Below are 18,568 nucleotides of genomic sequence, written 5' to 3' on the forward strand. Positions count from 1 at the left end.
GGCTTACGATTTTGAGGCCGATGGCAGCACCTTCGCGAAAAACAGTGCAGTTGCCAGTTGTGGGCTGATTTCGCTGCGATAAATCGCAATCGCGTGGAGATCGTCATTCGCACTGCGCGCCTCGGATGCGCCGCCCAGCAGCCGTTGCTGCACGGTTTTCAGATGCGCCGCCGTGAACGTCTGGACAGGCGACGCGGGCTGCGCGTAGTGAAAGTGTGCATACCACAGAACATTTTTGCTGGTGTGGTCACGGACTTCATATTCCTCGAGGTAGTCTTTTTTACGGCTTTTGAGCAAGCGTCGGCCGGGGTTCCTGACGATGTCGACCTGACCTTCGCTTTGCAGCCACTGGACCCGCTCTGCCGTCGGCGGCTGTAGTTTTGTCATGCTGATTCGCGTTGCGCGTCCCTGACTGTAGAGCCGGGTTGCTCCGTCATTCAGCTGCTTGACCAGTGTCACGGCAGACCCCGGACCGTCATCGGTGGCGTTGCTGGAAATCAGCGCCTCGTCGATTGCCTTGGCGGCGTCCTGCATTCGATGGGCCTGTTGATGGAACATCTCCTCGATTTCTACGGGAATTCGCCGCGCCCCTTTTGAATGGGCGTCCGTTCGGCGGATGAACGCCTCCAGCCCGTCAAGCATTGCCTGACCTTGAACAATGCTTGTACCCAAATCGGGTTGGACGACGGCAGGGGAAACCGGTTTCGCGGCCACTCGTTCAACCCAGACACCCGGGGTTTTCTCATGAAAGGTCGAGATGACTTTGCCTGTCAGCGTCGAGGTTACGTCGACCAGTTCTGATCCGTCCGCCACCGCATCGGCGCGCAGTTGGCCGACCACCGTGCCGTTGTAACGGGTCTTGATGATGCGTTTGACAGGAGCGGTCGGCAGACGGGAAGGGCCAGGTTGCGGTTCGAGCGCCTGGCGCTCGCGCAGCAGGCTCGCGAGGTGCTTCACGGTGCGCTGTTGAAACGCGTCGATACGTTGGCGCATCAGGTCGAGCGAGGGTTGCAGGAACTGACCGGGGAACTCGCCGGGCAGGTCGATGATGCGCTGATCGGTGATCGTGAGTTGCTCCACCAGGTCACTGAGCCCCTCGATTCGCCCCGGCAAGCGCAACACGTCTTCGTCAGCGGCCAAATCCAGTGAAGCCTGAATGGCGAGCGCTGCATTTTCGACAATGCTCTCCAGCGCCGGGCGAGCTTCAAGCGTGAGCGCAGCCGAGGGGTCGAGGCACAACTCCTGGGCCAGCGTGATCTGGAACAGTTTGAGGTCCTGTAAATCGAACGTCGGCATGTTGGCCTTGACGTCGCGGATCACTTCCACGGCTTCTTTGCCGAGCAGGTTCAGTTGCTCGAAGCGCGATTGCGCGAATTCGATTTTGTTGATGTAACCCTCGGTCAGATCGCTCATGCGTTGAAAGGACTGTCGGGCGGCCTGCGTGTTTTCCGTTGGTTGTGTGTCGAGAAGATTGAGGGAGAGACGCATTTGATTGTCGAAAACAGGACGCTGGTGGTCGAACCATTTCTCCAGCAGCGATAGCTGGAAATCCAGGCGACTGATCATCGCTTTTCGGAAATTGGGAATGGCTTCGCGAGCATTGAATGCTTTCATCTGTTCAATGTTGGCGCTGATGAATGACATCTGCGCGTCGAGCATTTCAAGGTACAAGCGACGATGGGTGGCGGTGGCGCTCGGAGCCTTCGCGTTTTTTTCAGCTTCCTTGAGTTCTGTTTCCCGGCTTTTGACCTGGCTTTCGAACGCGATCATTTGCTGTTTCAGTTCAGCCTGGCGCTGCTTGTTTTGCTGTTCCAGCCGTTGCTTTTCCTTGCCCCCGCCCCGCAGCCTCAGCCGCGTATCGATAAACCATTCGCCGTTGGCGTTCTTGATCAGCAACGGCCCGGTGCGCGTGGGGGACTGGCGCGAGTCAATGATCTGCACGTCGTTATTGTCGTTGAGGGTGACTTCGAACCATCGCTGGCCGACCTTCGCATACCATTTTCCGTTAAGTGAATTGAGGTGCTGGCGAGGGCCGGGCGCGCTGGAGGCGACGGCCATTCCCTTGGGTTCGGCAATGGCCAGTTCATCCAGCAAGGTGCCCAACGCTACAGGCGGCAGCGTGGCGACGGCGTGCAAAGACGTCTCATGGGTGTGAGGCAGTTGATTAAGGTCGGGCAGGCGAGTGACCGTGATTTTCTGCGCAGGCTTGATGGGCGGTGTGACCGGTGACGGCTCGAGTTTCTCCGCCAACCGCGAGACCGGTTTATGGCGAGCGGCAGCCCGATGAGCCAGTACCATGCCGAGCGTCAACAGCAAATCGGTCAGGGCAGCCCAGGCGAGCTGGCTGTCTTCGCTTTCTGCGGCATCGGTGATTTCTTGCAAGTCGTCCATGATCTGCCAGATCCACGCGGCAACCCCGGCAGTGCGCCCGAGGAAGGGCAAGGCGACGTTGAACAGCATCCATGCACCGTGCTTGAGCGTTTCCCAGCGAGCTTGAGAATTGGACACCGATTGGCGGTCAGCCAAGGTGATCATGGCGTTGGCATTGGCTTTGAACAGCGGCGCCAGTGAATCATCATCAAGGGCTGCCGCACTGAGCGACACCGCACCCATCTTGCCCAGCGCTGAAGTGGGATCGACCAGCAATTGGGTCAGGGTCCAGACCGAAGGCAACTCACCGGAAAACACGTACTGGGAATAGTTGAAGCGCACGTCATCGGCCAGCCACGCCAGGACCGATTGGCGAAGGGTTTTCTCGTGCTTGATCGCGTACAGCAGATTGGCTTCGTTCGGGTACTGCGTCAGTGAGGGCACGAGCAATGGCCGGTAGAGCAGACACGGTCCCTGATCAGCGGATCGCGGACCGATGACGAACATATTGGCAACTTCGTCGCCCTTGCTGTCGGCGCTATCACCGGTGATGAGCGCCAACGGGCGAATGACAATCTCCTGCCCGTTCACCCGGCGATCGGCCGCACTTTGCTGCAGGGCTGCGTTGACGTACTGGTAGCCTCGTTCATCAATGCCGGCTTCGCCGCGCATCTTGTGTTGCAGCGCCTGCAAGGGCAACTGGGTGCGCAGATGACGCGTGTAGAGCGCTTGTCGGCGCAACGATTCTCGCGAGTCATCCAGCAGCTTGCGCTTGATCAGCGCCGGGTAAACCGCGCCGATATCGACCTGGGTCACGAGTTTTTCGAGGTAGGCGGGTGTCATCCAGGCGGGTACAGGGTCGCCGTTTTTGTACTGCACCGTCTTGTTGCCCAACGGAACGGCAATCAGGTTTTGCAGTGCCAATTCGATCAGCGACAACGTAACGGTCTGCGTCTTGCCGGGGACCACGACAGCGCCCAGCACGATGACGCTGGTGATGCTGATTTGAATGTCCTTCAGATTCAGGTCCGCTACCGTTGGATGATCCTTGAGCATCTGTTCTTGCAGGGTTTTCAGGGCAAATTCCGGCAGTGAAGCGATGCCTTCGTTAAAGGTTTTTCCAGCGTCCTGCTCCCGCAACTGCGCCAGGTCCATCAGGTGTCGGCTGTAACGGGTCAGGTCCGCTGACGATGCGTTGCTGAGCCAGCCTGTCAGTAACCCTTGAACCTTGCTGAAGCGCGACGAAGGCAGGGTTTCAAATTCAGTGAAGCTTTTTGCGGCTGCGCTGATTTGCGGTGAAAACCTGGTTGGCGTAGCGCTCTGGAATGTATTGAAGGCACCGATGGCTTCGGCTTCAAGTGCGATCAGCGCGCACGCCTGATGATGGAAGAAATTGCCCTCGGGTTCATACAGGCGCCATTGCAGCGTCTGCCCGGTGCTCGACGCCCCAGGGTTTGCAAACAATGTTTCGCCCAGTGCCGCAACAGAGCCGTAACGCCTGAACCCTTCGGTAATCGAGTGGGTCAGCACCAGGGTTCGACTGCCCGACGTGCCCACAAACACCGCGACATCCAGCACCCGCAGATGTTTGCTCTGTGCGCTTTCAACGTGTTCGGTATCGATCAGGCAGGCCTTGGTCAGGTACTTGTCCTGTGAGCGCCGTGCTGCCCGATCCGGATGAGTGAACACGGCAAGGGCCATTGCCTTTTGATCGGCATCCCAATCGGTGGCCTCGTCGAGGTTCCAGATGTCCTGCAGCGCCTGCGAGAGCTGATGCCAGCGCGGGGTGGAAGGGCTTGTCTGTTGATTCCAGTAATCAAGTTGCTGTTGCTGATAGGCGATGAACAGCTGCGGTGCGAGCGTATTGATCAGCGAACCGATGGCCGTGATGTTCACCGGCAGTTGAGCCGGCGGGGTCGCGCCCGGTTGCAGGGTCAGGAAATGCTCGCCATCGATGAACGTCACCGTCGAACCCGACAACCCGAGCCGCACCAACACGTCGGTGAGCGATTCATACAGATTATTGCCCGGCACGACATCGCTGCCGGTATCGACCCAGGTCGGGGTGACGACCGTGGCGAGCGTCGGATCTATCTTCAACTGCGGGTAAAGCGCGTTGAGTGCTGGCGCCAATGCAGTCGCTGCGACCTCTCTGATCGAGGGGCCGGTGACCAGTTGGGTCAGTACATTTTCTGCACTCGGGGAAGCGTTATCGGGCATGGTCGTCTCCTGATTGAGTGCGCTGCGGTTGAATGCGCAGCGCTGGATCAGGGGACGGTATCGGGCGGGCTCAGGTGTCTGGCGGTACATAAATATCGCAGGCAAAAAAAGACCCGCATCACGGCGGGTCTTCGGTTTTCAGGTGGGGGCTTCAGGTCCCTGACTTGATTTTGGTCCAGGCCCGCGTGCGGGCACGTTCAGCATCACGCGGCAGCGGTTGCAGGGTGTAAAGCGTGGCCATGGCCGTTTCGGTCGGGTACAGGTTCGGGTTGTTACGGATCGCCGGGTCGACCAGTTCCGTGGCGTCCTTGTTCGGGTTCGGGTAACCGACGAAGTCACTGACCGGCGCGATCACCTGCGGTTGCAGCAGGTAGTTGATGAAGGTGTAGGCGTCCTCGGTGTTCTTCGCGCCCTTCGGAATCGCGAGCATGTCGAACCAGATCGGTGCACCTTCTTTCGGCAGGCGCATGTCGACGGTCACCCCGTTCTTCGCTTCCTTGGCGCGGTTGGCCGCCTGGGAGAAGCTGCCGGAATAACCGACCGCGACGCAGATGTCACCGTTGGCGATGTCCGCCATGTATTTGGAGGAGTGGAAGTACGTGACGTACGGCCGGATCTTCATCAACAGTGCTTCAGCCTTTTCGTAGTCCGCCGGCTTCTTGCTGTTGGGGTCCAGGCCGAGGTGTTGCAGGGCCAGCGGCAGGATTTCCGACGGCGAATCGAGCAGGGCGACGCCGCACTGCTTGAGCTTGCTGATGTTCTCTTCCTTGAAGATCAGGTCCCAGCTGTCAACCGGCGCGTCGGCGCCCAGCGCGGCTTTGACCTTGTCCGGGTTAAAGCCGATCAGGATGGTCCCGTACATGTACGGCACGGCGAATTTGTTGCCCGGATCGTTGGCCTCGATCAGCTTCATCAGCTTGGGATCGAGGTGGTTCCAGTTCGGCAGTTTGCTGCGGTCCAGCGGCTGGAAAACACCAGCCTCGATCTGCTTGGCGAGGAACACGTTGGACGGCACCACCGCGTCGTAACCGGAGTTGCCGGTCAGCAGCTTGGCTTCCAGCGCTTCGTTGGTGTCGAAGATGTCGTAGATCAGCTTGGTCTGGGTGTTCTGCGCCTTGAAGTCTTCCAGCGCTTTGGGGGTGATGTAGTCGAACCAGTTGTAGACGCGCAACGTGCGCTCTTCGGCATGAGCGGCCCCGCTGAGCACTGTGGCGCAGAGCGCGGGTGCGATGAAACGCTTGAGTGTGTTCATTGTTGTTATTTCCCCTGGGCGCTTTCAAAACCTTCAAGAACGTTCACGGCATTGATGCCGATTTCTTCGACCGCGTAACCGCCTTCCATCACGAACAGGGTCGGCACGCCGAGCTTGGCGATGCGCTCGCCCATCGCCAGGTAATCCGGGCTGTCGAGCTTGAACTGGGAGATCGGATCGTCCTTGAACGTATCGACGCCCAGGGACACGACGACGATCTCGGCGCCGTACTTTTCGATCTCTTTGCAGGCTTGTTCCAGCGCGGCGCTCCAGACATCCCAACCGCTTCCGGCGGACAACGGGTAGTTGAAGTTGAAGCCTTCGCCCGCGCCTTCTCCGAGCTCGTCTTCATAACCGAGGAAGAACGGAAACTCGGCTTCCGGATGGCCGTGGATCGAGGTGAACAGCACGTCGCTGCGCTCGTAGAAAATCGATTGGGTGCCGTTGCCGTGGTGGTAATCGACGTCGAGGATCGCGACTTTCTTGTGGCCCTGATCGAGGAAGGCTTGAGCGGCGATGGCGGCGTTGTTGAGGTAGCAATAACCGCCCATCAAGTCGCTGGCAGCATGGTGTCCCGGTGGACGGCACAAGGCGAAGGCACTGCGCGCGCCACGCTGGATCTCCGCCTGGGCGGTGAGCGCCACTTGGGCAGCGCTGTACGCGGCTTGCCAGGTGCCTGCGGTGATCGGGGCGCCGCCGTCGAAGCTGTAATAACCCAGTTCGCCGTGCAGGCTGGTGGGTTTGATGCGGCGCAAGGTACGGGCCGGCCAGGTGTAAGGCAGCAAGTCGCCGTCGGTATTGAATTCGGTCCAGCGTGCCCAGGCGCCTTTGAAGAAGTCGAGGTAGTCGCGGCTGTGGATGCGTGCAATCGGGTCGAGGCCGAAATCCTTCGGCGCTTCTACCGGGCCGAGGTTCTGTTTTTGCACCCGTGACAGCACATGGTCGGCGCGCGAGGGCATTTCGAAGCAGGGCTTGAGTTGCCCGTCTATCAATTCACAACGGCCGTGGTGCAGGTGGTGATCGTCCGAGTAGATCGTCAGCATTTCTTGTTCTCCGCAGGCTGATTCGGTTGAACACAGTCTTGCGGCGGATGGCGATTCGGAGAACGGCAGGAAAGGCCAAAAGGGGATTTATGTGGCCAAAATAGTTGACCGAAATTCGCCCCTTTTCGACACCGCAACGGCCCCAAACGACCCGATCCCTGTAGGAGCGAGGCTTGCCCGCGAAGCTTTTTGGCGTTCTCGAGGACGCCTTCGCGGGCAAGCCTCGCTCCTACAGGGATCGGGTCGTTTTCAAGGGCGGAACTGGCTGGGCGCCACGCCGCTCCAGCGCACAAAGGCATGGCGGAAGCTCGCGGTCTCGCTGAAACCCAGCACTTCGGCGATCCGGTAGATCGGCATCTGGTCTTCGCAGAGCAGTTGCTTGGCCTGCTCGAATCGCAGCTCATCCAGCAATTCCTGATAACTGCACCCCAGGTCCTTGAGGTGCCGACGCAGAGTCCGCGCCGAGCAATTCATTTGCTCGGCCAACCCTTCCAGCCCCGGTGCTGCATTCAATTGAGCACTGAGCAACTGGCGAATCCGTCCCAGCCATGCCTGACGCCCGGTGAACTCGAGGTTCTGCTTGCGGCAGCGTTCGGCCATGGCCTGATGGGTGATGACATCGGCAAGCGGCAGGGGTTGGTCGAGCCAGCGCTTGTCGAAAGCAAAGGCGTTGTCCCGCGCTTCGAAGTGCAGCGGGCAGTTGAAGTGTGCGGCGTAGGTCGCTTGATAGTCCGGCGCAGCATGTTCGAAGCGTGCGGCGATCAACGGTAGCGGGTGACCGAGCAGGTCGTCGCAGGTGACTTTCAATGACACCAGGCAGAACTCGGCATTGAACACCGCCATCGCCGGGCTCTCCCGGTAGTCGGCGGCGACGAACCAGATGCGCTCGCCGTCGTCCTCCAGGCTCAGCTCGAAAAGTGTTCCCAACAGCGCCGGATAACGTATCGCCAGGCGCAAAGCGTCACCGAAGGTGGCACTGGTGAGCAGCGCATAACCGAGCATCCCGTAGCAGGAAACGTGCATGCGCCGACCCAGTTCCAGGCCGATGTCACGCTTTAGCGCGACCGCGTTGGTGCAGACCTGCATTTCCTGGTTGGTGGTGATGCGCGTGTCGGCACGGTTCAAGTCCGCTGCGCTGATACCGCTGCCGGCGAGCAAGGCGTCGCTGGACAGGCCTTCGGCCTTGAAGGCGTTGAGCACCAGAGAGACAGCATTGAGAGTGGTGAGGTGGGAGTGCAGCATGGCGGCTTCCAGCCTTGGGATGGCTGGAACGCAGCAAGTTGTGTGCCGTGCACTTGTAGGAGCCGGCTTGCTGGCGATCCAGTCGACGCGGTTTTCCAGACACACCGCGTTGCATGAATCGCCAGCAAGCCGGCTCCTACAGGGTCAGGCGAGTTCGCCGCAGAGGTCGAGTTCGACCAGTTTCCGCACTTCAGCGGTGTCCAGACCAGCACCCAGCAACCCATGCAACTTGCCGAACGCCGCCTCACGGGTCATGCCGCCACCGGACAATACACCGACACCACGCAAGCGGCTGCCGGCCTCGTAAACGTCCAGCTCAACACCACCTTCATGGCACTGCGTCACCGCAACCACCACCACGCCGTTATCCCGTGCCCGCGAAAGCGCGGCCAGAAACTCGGGGTTGTCGCTCGGCCCGGTGCCGCTGCCGTAGCACTCAAGCACCAGCCCCTGGATGCCGCTGTTCAGCACGCCATCCAGTTGCTCGGCGCCAATGCCGGGGAACAGCGGCAACACAGCGACTTTCGCCAGTTGCTTGCTCTGGTTGTAGTTCAACGCTGCTGGCAGTGACGGGGCCTTCGCTCCGCCGCCTTGACGCTCCAGGCGCTTGAACGGATGCCGACCAAAACTGCGCACCTTCGCGCAGCGGGTTGGCGCCAGCAGCTCGCCGTGGAAGTACAGATGCACACCCGGCGCCAGACCTTGGCCCAAAGCAACCAAAGCACCGCCGAGGTTTTCCCAGGCATCGCTGTCGGTCACGCCGGCCGGCAACATCGAACCGGTGAAGCACACCCGCGCATTCAGGCCGAGCAATTGAAAGCTCATGGCCGCCGCGCTGTAAGCGAGGGTGTCGGTGCCGTGCAGGATCAACACGCTGTCGCAGCCCTGAACGTCGACGGCATCGACCACCGCTTCACGCAGTTGTTGCCAATACGCCGGGGACATATTGGCGCTGTCGATCAGCGGCGACATCTCGCGAAAGCGCCACTGCGGCACCACCAGCTCAGGCTGGCTGTGCAGGTATTCACGCATCCGCGCTTCAAAACCGGAGGCCGGAGCCAGGCCGTGTTCGCTGGCTTGCATGCCGATGGTGCCGCCGGTGTAGAGCACCATGACGTGCTGGGCGGCAGGGTAGGAGTTGGGAACCATGGGAAAGTCTCCGCAAGAGATGACATGTGGGAGCGAGACCGGCTTGCCGGCGATGGCGGTTAATCATTCAACATTTATGTCGACTGGCTCTCCGTCATCGCCGGCAAGCCGGTCTCGCTCCCACAAGTTGTGCACTTTAACTGACGGGCGCAGGGGATGCGCCCGTCATTCACCGATCAGCGTTGCGCTGCGGGTACGCCTTGCGCTTCAGCTTCAGCCTTGGTGGCAACCGCTGGCGGGTTGGCTGGCCAGGCATTCAGGTCCAGGTCCAGATCCGGGAATTTGCTCGAATCGAAAACCGGTGTCTTGATGCCGGCAGCACGCTGGTCATCGTAGTCACGCAGGATGCGCATGCCGACCTTGAACAGCATGAACAGCGCGATCAGGTTCACGAACGCGAGCAGGGTCATGGTGATGTCGGCGAACGCGAACACCGTGCCGAGATTCTCGATCGCCCCCCAGAAAATCAACACCAGTACCAGTGCACGGTAGCCGATCAGCGCCTTGCGGTTTTCACCGATCAGGAAGCGCAGGTTGCTCTCGCCCAGATAGTAGTTGTAGAGAATCGAGGTGAATACGAACAGCGCCAGTGCCACGGAGATGAACATCCGGCCCCAGTCACCGACCACGGCGGCCAGAGAGTTCTGGGTCAGGGCAATGCCGTCGCCTTCGAAGCCCGGGGTATAGAAGCCCGAAAGCAGGATCAGCAACGCGGTGCAGGTGCAGATCACGAAGGTGTCGAGGAACACGCTGAACGCCTGAACCACGCCTTGTGACACCGGGTGTTCAACCGACGCCACGGCCGCTACGTTTGGCGCACTGCCCAGGCCTGCTTCGTTGGCGAACACGCCACGCTTCACGCCCATGACGATGGCGCTGCCGATCAGGCCGCCGAAGGCCTGGTCCAGACCGAACGCGCTTTTGACGATGGTCATCAGCATCGCCGGTACGTGGTCGAATTGCAGCACGATCACGTAGATGGTCACGCCGATGTACACCAGGGTTTTCACCGGCACCAACAGGTCAGCGACCTTGGCGATGCGCTTGATCCCGCCGATGAACACCAGGCCCAGCAGCACCGCCAGGGCCAGACCGGTCCAGGTGGTGTCGAAGCCGAACGCGTTGTTCAGCGAGTGAGTCACGGCGTGGGATTGCAGGCCGTTGAAGGCAAACCCGAAGGTGATCAGCAGCAGGAACGCCATGATCATGCCCAACCAGCGTTTCTGCAGGCCGTGCTGGATGTAATAGGACGGGCCGCCACGGTAAGTGCCGTCGGCGTCGGCGCGTTTGTAGAGCTGGCCGAGGGAGCATTCGAAGAAGCTGCTGGACATGCCGACCAGCGCGGTCACCCACATCCAGAACACCGCACCTGGCCCGCCGAGGGTCACGGCAATGCCGACACCGGCGATGTTACCCGCACCGACGCGGCCGGCAAGGCTGAGCATCAGGGCCTGGAAGGAGCTGAGTTGACCGGCGCTGCTTTTGAGGCTGTCGCGGAACACCGCGAACATGTGGAAGAAGTGACGCAATTGAACGAAACGCGAGCGGATCGTGAAGTAGCTACCGAGCCCGACAATGAGCACGATCAGTACTTTCCCTGAGAGGAAGTCGTTAATGACTTCGAGCATGGATTATTCCTCGCTGTTTTTTTTGTGTAGGCAAATGCTGGACGGTCGGAAACATCGCGTTACACCGCTGTACGCACGGCACAACAGGCGAGGCGAAGGTTCGTCCCGATTTCATATTGCGGGTTTGTTATTAGTTCGGGTTTCGCATGGGTTTGGGCCTCGTTACCGACGACCGCTCACGCGAAGAGGGGCGGCACTATACCGATGACAGTGCCGTCCGTCTGCACGATTGTGGTGCATTCAGTGAAGCGAAGCCTTTGAAACACCCGACGTTACCGGCGCCGGGCTCTTGTAGGAGCAAGCTTGCTCGCGATGCAGACACCGCGGTTTTTCAGTTAAACCGCGTTATCGTTCATCGCGGGCAAGCCCGCTCCCACAGGTTCTGGGTTGTTGCAAAAGAGTTAAAAAAAAGGGCCTGGGGAATAAATCCCCAAGCCCTCAAAAGGTGAGAGGTGTCTAGTCCCTCGACCTGGTGAGCGGTGCTACAAGTAACGCGTCGGTTCAGGCTTTAAGCGGAACCAGACGCGGAGCAATCATGTTTTCCGGGCGCAGGATGTCGGCGAGCATTTCTTCGTCGAGCAAGCCTTCTTCGCGCACCAGTTCCAGCACGCCGCGACCGCTTTCAAGGGCGATACGGGCGATGCGGGTGGCGTTTTCATAGCCGATGTACGGGTTCAGCGCGGTCACCAGGCCGATCGAGTGCTCGACCAGTTCGCGGCAGCGGGCTTCGTTGGCGGTGATGCCAGTGATGCAGTGCTCGCGCAGCATGTCCATGGCGCGTTGCAGCAGACGGATCGAGTCGAAGATCTTGAAAGCGATCAGCGGCTCCATCACGTTCAGTTGCAGCTGGCCGCCTTCGGCCGCGATGGTCAGCGCCAGGTCGTTGCCGATGATCTGGAACGCCACCTGGTTTACCGCTTCCGGGATTACCGGGTTGACCTTGCCTGGCATGATCGAGCTGCCTGGCTGACGCGCTGGCAGGTTGATTTCGTTGATGCCGGTACGTGGGCCGCTGGACAGCAGGCGCAGGTCGTTGCAGATCTTCGACAGCTTGACCGCGGTGCGCTTGAGCATGCCGGAGAACAGTACGAAGGCGCCCATGTCGGACGTGGCTTCGATCAGGTCGGCGGCTGGAACCAGCGGTTGACCGCTGATCAGTGCCAGACGCTGAACGGCCAGGGCCTGATAGCGCGGGTCGGCGTTGATGCCGGTGCCGATTGCGGTGCCGCCGAGGTTCACTTCGGTCAGCAGCTCGGGTGCCAGTGTTTTCAGGCGTGCCAGGTCTTCGCTCAGCGTAGTGGCGAAGGCACGGAATTCCTGGCCAAGGGTCATCGGCACGGCGTCTTGCAGCTGGGTACGGCCCATCTTCAATACGTGGCTGAATTCTTCACCTTTGGCGGCGAACGACTGGATCAGGCTGTCGAGGCTGGCCAGCAATGCGTCGTGACCCAGCAGCAGACCCAGACGGATCGCGGTCGGGTAGGCGTCGTTGGTCGACTGCGCCATGTTCACGTCGTTGTTCGGGTGCAGGTATTGGTATTCGCCCTTGCTGTGACCCATGGCCTCCAGCGCGATGTTGGCGATGACTTCGTTGGCATTCATGTTGGTTGAAGTGCCAGCGCCGCCTTGAATCATGTCCACCACGAACTCTTCGTGGAAATCGCCGCGGATCAATCGTGCACAGGCTTCGCTGATGGCAGCGTGCCTGGCTTCGCTCAGGTGACCCAGCTCACGGTTGGCGTCAGCAGCGGCCTGTTTGACCATTGCGAGGCCGACAACCAGCTTCGGGTAATGCGAAATCGGAACGCCGGAGAGACGGAAGTTGTTCACCGCTCGCAGGGTCTGGATGCCGTAATACGCTTGAGCCGGTACTTCGAGTACGCCAAGCAGGTCTTTTTCTGTGCGGAAAGATGCAGCGGAGGACATGATAGAAATCATCTCGATATGGACCCGGTCTGTGCCGGAACACTGCAAATGCTAGGCTTGTGGAGAATTTTCGGCCAATGCTGTTAAACACTGGCCTATGCACATTCGGCATAATGCCCATGTGACGCCGTGTCTGCGGCGAACGTGTGACCTAAATTGGTGCGTGTCCGGGAGGACGTGATGAATCTGGAAAGCAAATGGCTTGAGGACTTTAGTGCTCTGGCCGCCACCCGCAGCTTCTCCCAGGCTGCCGAACGCCGCTTCGTGACGCAGCCGGCGTTCAGCCGACGGATCCGCAGCCTTGAGGCCGCGCTGGGGCTGCAACTGGTCAATCGTTCGCGCACGCCGATCGAGCTGACGGCGGCGGGGCAGTTGTTTCTGGTGACCGCGCGAACGGTGGTCGAACAACTCGGCGAAGTGCTGCGTCATCTTCATCACCTGGAAGGCGGGCAGGGCGAAGTGATGCAAGTCGCTGCCGCTCACTCCTTGGCGTTGGGTTTCTTTCCGCGCTGGATCGCGCAACTGCGTAATGAAGGCTTGAACATTGCCACGCGACTGGTGGCGACCAACGTTGGCGACGCCGTGCATGCCTTGCGCGAAGGCGGTTGCGATTTGATGTTGGCGTTCTACGACCCGGACGCCGCGATGCAGATGGACCCGGAAATTTTCCCGTCGCTGCACCTTGGACACACGGAAATGTTGCCGGTGTGCGCAGCAGATGCCGACGGCAAGCCGCTGTTCGATCTGGAAGGCGAAGCCAGCGTTCCGTTGCTCGCCTACAGCGCCGGCGCCTTTCTCGGGCGTTCGGTGAACGGCTTGCTGCGCCAGCGTGCGCTGCGGTTTACCACGGTGTATGAAACCGCCATGGCCGACAGCCTGAAAAGCATGGCGCTGGAAGGCCTGGGCATCGCCTGGGTGCCGCAACTGAGTGTGCGTGCCGAGCTGGCGCGCGGAGAGCTGGTGGTTTGCGGCGGCCCGCAATGGCATGTGCCGCTGGAGATTCGCCTGTACCGCTGCGCACTGGTGCGCAAGGCCAACGTGCGGTTGCTATGGCGCAAGCTCGAAGGCGGCGCCGCGCAAGGTACAACTGGTACTTGAGACCTGCGAATTTCCAATGTGGGAGCGAGCCTGCTCGCGAAGGCGGTGTGTCAGTCAACGAAGATGTTGAATGTACCGGCCCCTTCGCGAGCAGGCTCGCTCCCACAGGGGATTCGTGGTGTATTGGCTTGACCTTCGGGTCAATAAAACCGGGGTTTTGCGCCGTATGACAGATGGTCGCATCGGGGGCTGTTTATCTGCTTCATTGAGGTATACTGCGCGGCCTTCGGCCGGTTCGTCCGGCCATTTTTCGTACAATCAAGCCACGCATTTTGCGTGGCTTGTTGTTTTTTGACGCGCCTGCGGGCGCCCAGAGAGAAGAGGCACGACGATGAGTGCACTGGTTGGCGTGATCATGGGCTCCAAGTCCGATTGGTCCACCCTTAGCCACACCGCCGATATGCTGGAAAAGCTCGGCATCCCTTACGAGGTGAAAGTGGTCTCTGCCCACCGCACCCCGGACCTGCTGTTCCAGTACGCCGAAGAGGCCGAGGCGCGTGGCATCGAGGTGATCATCGCCGGTGCCGGTGGCGCGGCCCACTTGCCAGGCATGTGTGCGGCCAAGACCCACCTGCCAGTGCTGGGCGTGCCGGTGCAGTCGTCGATGCTCTCGGGCGTCGATTCGCTGCTGTCTATCGTGCAAATGCCAGCAGGCATTCCGGTTGCCACCCTGGCCATCGGCAAGGCCGGCGCAATTAACGCCGCGCTGCTGTCGGCGAGTATCCTCGGCGCCAAGCACCCGCAGTTCCACGAAGTGCTGAAGACATTCCGCGCTGAGCAGACAGACAGCGTCCTGGACAATCCAGACCCACGCATCGCCTGAGGTTGTTGACGATGAAGATCGGTGTAATCGGTGGCGGCCAGTTGGGTCGCATGTTGGCGCTGGCGGGCACTCCGCTGGGCATGAACTTCGCTTTCCTGGACCCCGCGCCGGATGCTTGCGCAGCCGCGTTGGGCGAACACCTGCGGGCCGATTACGGCGATCAGGATCACCTGCGCCAACTGGCCGATGAAGTCGATCTGGTGACTTTCGAGTTCGAGAGCGTCCCGGCTGAAACCGTGGCATTCCTGTCGCAGTTCGTCCCGGTCTACCCGAGCGCCGAAGCCCTGCGCATCGCCCGTGACCGCTGGTTCGAGAAGAGCATGTTCAAGGACCTGGGGATTCCGACCCCGGCGTTCGCGGACATCCAGTCGCAAGCCGATCTGGACGCCGCAGTGGCCTCCATCGGTCTGCCGGCCGTGCTGAAAACCCGCACCCTGGGTTACGACGGCAAGGGCCAGAAAGTCCTGCGCACCGCTGAAGACGTGGTCGGCACCTTCGCTGAACTGGGCAGCGTTGCCTGCCTGCTGGAAGGCTTCGTGCCGTTCACCGGCGAAGTGTCGCTGATTGCCGTGCGCGCCCGCGATGGCGAAACGAAGTTCTACCCGCTGGTTCACAACACCCACGACAGCGGCATCCTCAAGCTGTCCGTGGCCAGCACCGACCACCCGCTGCAAGCCTTGGCCGAAGACTACTCCAGCCGTGTGCTCAAGCAGTTGAACTACGTTGGCGTGATGGCGTTCGAGTTCTTTGAAGTCGACGGTGGCCTCAAGGCCAACGAGATCGCCCCGCGCGTGCACAACTCCGGGCACTGGACCACTGAAGGCGCCGAGTGCAGCCAGTTCGAAAACCACCTGCGCGCTGTAGCCGGCCTGCCGTTGGGTTCGACCGCCAAGGTCGGCGAGAGCGCGATGCTCAACTTCATCGGTAAAGTGCCGGACACCGAGAAGGTCCTGGCCATCGCCGATTGCCATCTGCATCACTACGGCAAGGCGTTCAAGGTCGGCCGCAAGGTCGGTCACGCCAACCTGCGTTGTGCCGACCGCGAGACGCTGGCGGCACAGATCCTCAAGGTCGAAGCCCTCATCGCCGAATAAATAGTTTCATGTGGCAGCGGCGGAACCATTCAGGGACCGTCGTTCTCTGATGGCAGGATGCCAAAGTCTGACTAGGCTTTGGCATAACCAACCAATCAGAGGGAAATGTCATGGGAATTATCGGAACCATCTTTATCGGCTTGATCGTCGGCCTGCTCGCGCGGTTCCTGAAACCGGGCGATGACAGCATGGGCTGGATCATGACCATCCTGCTCGGTATCGGCGGTTCGCTGGCGGCCACTTACGGCGGTCAGGCCCTGGGCATCTACCAGGCCGGCCAAGGCGCGGGCTTCATCGGTGCGCTGGTCGGCGCCGTGGTGTTGCTGGTGATCTACGGCTTGATCAAAAAGAACTGATTCAGGCGACAAAGTCCTCTCGGCTGCGCAGTCCGAGAGGACTAGAATGCTCGGCGACTTATCGTCCTTCCTTTACCGAGCACCTCCATGCGCCGTCTTCTGTTGACTGTCCTTTTACTGGGTTCGGGCCTTGCCCATGCCGGCGAACTGCCGGAAACCGACTGGCTCGAACTGATGCCCAAGTCGGACCAGAAAGCCCTCGAGGCCATGCCCGAAATCGATCACAACTCCCCCGAAGCCAATGGCACCTTTACCGAAAAGGGTGGCATGAAGCAGAGCAAGGGCTTGCCGGCGGTGATGTACTCGACCAAAACCGTGCCCTCGATGAACGACAAGAACATCCGCATCGGCGGTTATCCAGTGCCGCTGGAATCCGACGCCAAGGGCCGCAGCACGCTGTTCTTCCTCGTGCCGTATCCGGGCGCCTGCATCCACGTGCCGCCACCGCCGCCTAACCAGTTGGTGCTGGTGCGTTATCCGAAAGGGTTGAAGCTGAATGATATCTACACGCCGCTATGGGTGACCGGCACGTTGAAGATCGAGAAGGTCAACAACGACCTGGCCGATGCAGCGTATGCGCTGGATGCGGCGCAAGTGCGGGTGGTGAAGGAATCGGACTTGTAGGCGGTCAAAACTGTGGGAGCGAGCCTGCTCGCGAAAGCGGTGTGTCAGTTAACATCAATGGTGTCTGACACGACGCATTCGCGAGCAGGCTCGCTCCCACATTTGGTTTTTCGGTGTTGCTTATAGCGGAGCGCTGGCGATGCTTACGCCGAGGGTATGACTCGCACCCGGCGCCAGCGTCACCACATCATCCATCACATTCGCCGTCTCGATGCACAGCATCCGTTGCCAGCCATCATCGGCCATGTCACTGAACGCCGCCGCGCGATCAATCCACGGGTTCCAGATCACAGCCGAGCGCGAACCACTGATGGTCAGCTCGATGCGCTGTTCCCAGGCCGGGTCAACAATGTTCAGCTTCGCCGGGGTATTGAGGTAGATGCGATCGGTCTCGCCGGCAAAATGCAGGTCGCCGGTCTGAGTCTTGGTTTTCCAGTCTTCCAGCGTCTCGATGTACTTCAAGCCATCCAGCCCATCAACATGCACATTGCGCACATCGCTGACCGCGAAATAGCTGTGCAGCGCCTGGCTGATCGTGGCTTTTTCCGAGCCCTGGTTGTGGCTGGTCAGGCTGATGTGCAGTTGCTCATCCAGACGAATGCTCAACTTCAAGTCCACCTGATGCGGCCAACCCGGAAAGCCGCCATCGGGGTAGGGCAGGACGAATTCCACCTTCAGGCTTTCACCTTCGGTTTCGATGCCGCCCAGTTCCCAGTCCATCGCCCGTACAAAACCGTGGGCGCTCGGCGGTTCGTTGCTGACGCGCATCGCCTGAACGCTCTGCGGGTTGCGCGCAAGGTTGCCGAACCACGGCCAGCACACCGGCACGCCGGCGCGGATGTTCTTGCCGGTCTTGAACACAGCCTCGTCGTTGAGCCAGATCAGCGGCGGTTGGCCGGCCAATTGATAACTGAGAATGTGCGCACCTTGCTGGGCGACCAGCAATTCGGCCTGACCGTGGCGGATGCGCCAGCAGTTCAGTTCATCCAGTTTCACGGCTTCAACGTTGGGCGTGCTCATGGGGCAACTCTCGATCAGGAACAATGACTGCAATGGACCGCAAAACGTTCGCCGCGTTTAACGCGCGCGCGGCGGAACCGAACGGGTGCGACCGCTGCCGTCGATGGCCACGAACACAAACACGGCTTCAGTCACTTTACGCCACTCGCTGGACAGCGGATCGTCGCTCCAGACCTCGACCATCATCTGAATCGAGCTGCGGCCGATTTCCAGCGCCTGGGTATAGAAGGAGAGCTGAGCGCCCACCGCCACCGGAACCAGGAACGCCATACGGTCGATCGCCACGGTCGCCACGCGTCCGCCCGCGACTTTGCTGGCCATTGCGGTGCCGGCCAAATCCATCTGCGCCACCAGCCAGCCGCCGAAAATGTCGCCGAAACCGTTGGTTTCACGCGGAAGCGCGGTGATTTGCAGGGCCAGGTCGCCTTGCGGGATTGGATCTTCTTGTTCGAGCTCTATCATGCCGGGGGTGCCTCTGACCCGTGACTCTTCATTGGTACTTCAAGGTGAATAGCCGTCTCAAGGAAAAACGATTCAGCCCCGAACATACTACGTTCGTCACGTTTTTCGTAAGGCGCCTAAAGGGAAACTCTGCGAAATCGACTGGTAGGCCAGCAGCGTCTTCGCACAGCAACCCTTTCAAACTGTTGCAAGATCCCGAGTATATCGGTCGGTAGACTCCGAGACGACCGTCCGGTTCTCATTTTGACCGTCAAATACGCA

At 60.3% G+C, this 18,568-nt stretch carries 14 protein-coding genes; 5 read left to right on the forward strand and 9 right to left on the reverse strand.

Annotated elements, in window-relative coordinates; translation table 11 throughout:
• Window positions 1-3 precede the first annotated feature (3 nt).
• The 7 genes from ACYZUC_RS20555 to aspA all read right to left on the reverse strand — a co-directional run bounded on the left by ACYZUC_RS20555 (window position 4) and on the right by aspA (window position 12,830).
• The gene (locus ACYZUC_RS20555; protein ID WP_461990027.1) at window positions 4-4,590 is read right to left on the reverse strand and encodes a dermonecrotic toxin domain-containing protein; all 4,587 of its coding nucleotides are present in this window, start codon (window positions 4,588-4,590) and stop codon (window positions 4-6) included.
• Between the two features lie 151 nt (window positions 4,591-4,741).
• Window positions 4,742-5,842, reverse strand: a complete 1,101-nt coding sequence (locus ACYZUC_RS20560; protein WP_461990029.1) for a polyamine ABC transporter substrate-binding protein — start codon at window positions 5,840-5,842, stop codon at window positions 4,742-4,744.
• A gap of 5 nt (window positions 5,843-5,847) precedes the next feature.
• Complete coding sequence (locus ACYZUC_RS20565; protein WP_461990031.1) at window positions 5,848-6,885, reverse strand: histone deacetylase family protein; 1,038 nt, start codon at window positions 6,883-6,885, stop codon at window positions 5,848-5,850.
• Between the two features lie 249 nt (window positions 6,886-7,134).
• A complete protein-coding gene (locus tag ACYZUC_RS20570) occupies window positions 7,135-8,127 on the reverse strand; it encodes an AraC family transcriptional regulator (RefSeq protein WP_461990033.1) in 993 nt (330 codons plus the stop codon).
• 144 nt (window positions 8,128-8,271) lie between these two features.
• Window positions 8,272-9,276 (reverse strand): asparaginase, encoded by a 1,005-nt coding sequence (locus tag ACYZUC_RS20575; protein ID WP_461990035.1) that lies wholly within the window; start codon window positions 9,274-9,276, stop codon window positions 8,272-8,274.
• 176 nt (window positions 9,277-9,452) lie between these two features.
• Window positions 9,453-10,904, reverse strand: a complete 1,452-nt coding sequence (locus ACYZUC_RS20580) for an alanine/glycine:cation symporter family protein (RefSeq protein WP_461990036.1) — start codon at window positions 10,902-10,904, stop codon at window positions 9,453-9,455.
• A gap of 501 nt (window positions 10,905-11,405) precedes the next feature.
• Entirely contained in the window at window positions 11,406-12,830 is a 1,425-nt protein-coding gene (aspA, locus tag ACYZUC_RS20585) for an aspartate ammonia-lyase (RefSeq protein WP_461990038.1), read from the reverse strand.
• Window positions 12,831-13,010: 180 nt separating this feature from the next.
• On the opposite strand from aspA, the gene ACYZUC_RS20590 reads away from it, so the two are divergent.
• From ACYZUC_RS20590 to ACYZUC_RS20610, 5 genes are all read left to right on the forward strand, one after another.
• Entirely contained in the window at window positions 13,011-13,928 is a 918-nt protein-coding gene (locus ACYZUC_RS20590) for a LysR substrate-binding domain-containing protein (RefSeq protein WP_280162524.1), read from the forward strand.
• 331 nt (window positions 13,929-14,259) lie between these two features.
• Window positions 14,260-14,751, forward strand: coding sequence for a 5-(carboxyamino)imidazole ribonucleotide mutase (gene purE, locus ACYZUC_RS20595; RefSeq protein ID WP_090326730.1), 492 nt, complete (start codon window positions 14,260-14,262; stop codon window positions 14,749-14,751).
• 11 nt (window positions 14,752-14,762) lie between these two features.
• The gene (locus ACYZUC_RS20600) at window positions 14,763-15,845 is read left to right on the forward strand and encodes a 5-(carboxyamino)imidazole ribonucleotide synthase (protein WP_008030711.1); all 1,083 of its coding nucleotides are present in this window, start codon (window positions 14,763-14,765) and stop codon (window positions 15,843-15,845) included.
• 110 nt (window positions 15,846-15,955) lie between these two features.
• A complete protein-coding gene (locus tag ACYZUC_RS20605; protein ID WP_008030708.1) occupies window positions 15,956-16,201 on the forward strand; it encodes a GlsB/YeaQ/YmgE family stress response membrane protein in 246 nt (81 codons plus the stop codon).
• A gap of 87 nt (window positions 16,202-16,288) precedes the next feature.
• Complete coding sequence (locus ACYZUC_RS20610) at window positions 16,289-16,825, forward strand: DUF3299 domain-containing protein (RefSeq protein WP_192417726.1); 537 nt, start codon at window positions 16,289-16,291, stop codon at window positions 16,823-16,825.
• 120 nt (window positions 16,826-16,945) lie between these two features.
• On the opposite strand, the gene ACYZUC_RS20615 is transcribed toward ACYZUC_RS20610, so the two are convergent.
• Together ACYZUC_RS20615 and ACYZUC_RS20620 are read right to left on the reverse strand one after the other, a co-directional pair.
• Window positions 16,946-17,845, reverse strand: a complete 900-nt coding sequence (locus tag ACYZUC_RS20615) for a D-hexose-6-phosphate mutarotase (protein WP_461990041.1) — start codon at window positions 17,843-17,845, stop codon at window positions 16,946-16,948.
• Between the two features lie 57 nt (window positions 17,846-17,902).
• Window positions 17,903-18,307 carry an acyl-CoA thioesterase gene (locus tag ACYZUC_RS20620; protein WP_007896491.1) on the reverse strand — a complete coding sequence of 135 codons (405 nt, stop codon included), beginning with the start codon at window positions 18,305-18,307 and terminating at the stop codon, window positions 17,903-17,905.
• Between the last annotated feature and the right edge of the window lie 261 nt (window positions 18,308-18,568).

The organism is Pseudomonas sp. GT1P32 (assembly GCF_054897805.1).

What these genes read in the sequence shown, in the direction of transcription:
- ACYZUC_RS20555 (WP_461990027.1), bottom strand. Translation starts at nt 4,590, where the DNA reads ATGCCCGATAACGCTTCCCCGAGTGCAGAAAATGTACTGACCCAACTG.
- ACYZUC_RS20560 (WP_461990029.1), bottom strand. Translation starts at nt 5,842, where the DNA reads ATGAACACACTCAAGCGTTTCATCGCACCCGCGCTCTGCGCCACAGTG.
- ACYZUC_RS20565 (WP_461990031.1), bottom strand. Translation starts at nt 6,885, where the DNA reads ATGCTGACGATCTACTCGGACGATCACCACCTGCACCACGGCCGTTGT.
- ACYZUC_RS20570 (WP_461990033.1), bottom strand. Translation starts at nt 8,127, where the DNA reads ATGCTGCACTCCCACCTCACCACTCTCAATGCTGTCTCTCTGGTGCTC.
- ACYZUC_RS20575 (WP_461990035.1), bottom strand. Translation starts at nt 9,276, where the DNA reads ATGGTTCCCAACTCCTACCCTGCCGCCCAGCACGTCATGGTGCTCTAC.
- ACYZUC_RS20580 (WP_461990036.1), bottom strand. Translation starts at nt 10,904, where the DNA reads ATGCTCGAAGTCATTAACGACTTCCTCTCAGGGAAAGTACTGATCGTG.
- aspA (WP_461990038.1), bottom strand. Translation starts at nt 12,830, where the DNA reads ATGTCCTCCGCTGCATCTTTCCGCACAGAAAAAGACCTGCTTGGCGTA.
- ACYZUC_RS20590 (WP_280162524.1), top strand. Translation starts at nt 13,011, where the DNA reads ATGAATCTGGAAAGCAAATGGCTTGAGGACTTTAGTGCTCTGGCCGCC.
- purE (WP_090326730.1), top strand. Translation starts at nt 14,260, where the DNA reads ATGAGTGCACTGGTTGGCGTGATCATGGGCTCCAAGTCCGATTGGTCC.
- ACYZUC_RS20600 (WP_008030711.1), top strand. Translation starts at nt 14,763, where the DNA reads ATGAAGATCGGTGTAATCGGTGGCGGCCAGTTGGGTCGCATGTTGGCG.
- ACYZUC_RS20605 (WP_008030708.1), top strand. Translation starts at nt 15,956, where the DNA reads ATGGGAATTATCGGAACCATCTTTATCGGCTTGATCGTCGGCCTGCTC.
- ACYZUC_RS20610 (WP_192417726.1), top strand. Translation starts at nt 16,289, where the DNA reads ATGCGCCGTCTTCTGTTGACTGTCCTTTTACTGGGTTCGGGCCTTGCC.
- ACYZUC_RS20615 (WP_461990041.1), bottom strand. Translation starts at nt 17,845, where the DNA reads ATGAGCACGCCCAACGTTGAAGCCGTGAAACTGGATGAACTGAACTGC.
- ACYZUC_RS20620 (WP_007896491.1), bottom strand. Translation starts at nt 18,307, where the DNA reads ATGATAGAGCTCGAACAAGAAGATCCAATCCCGCAAGGCGACCTGGCC.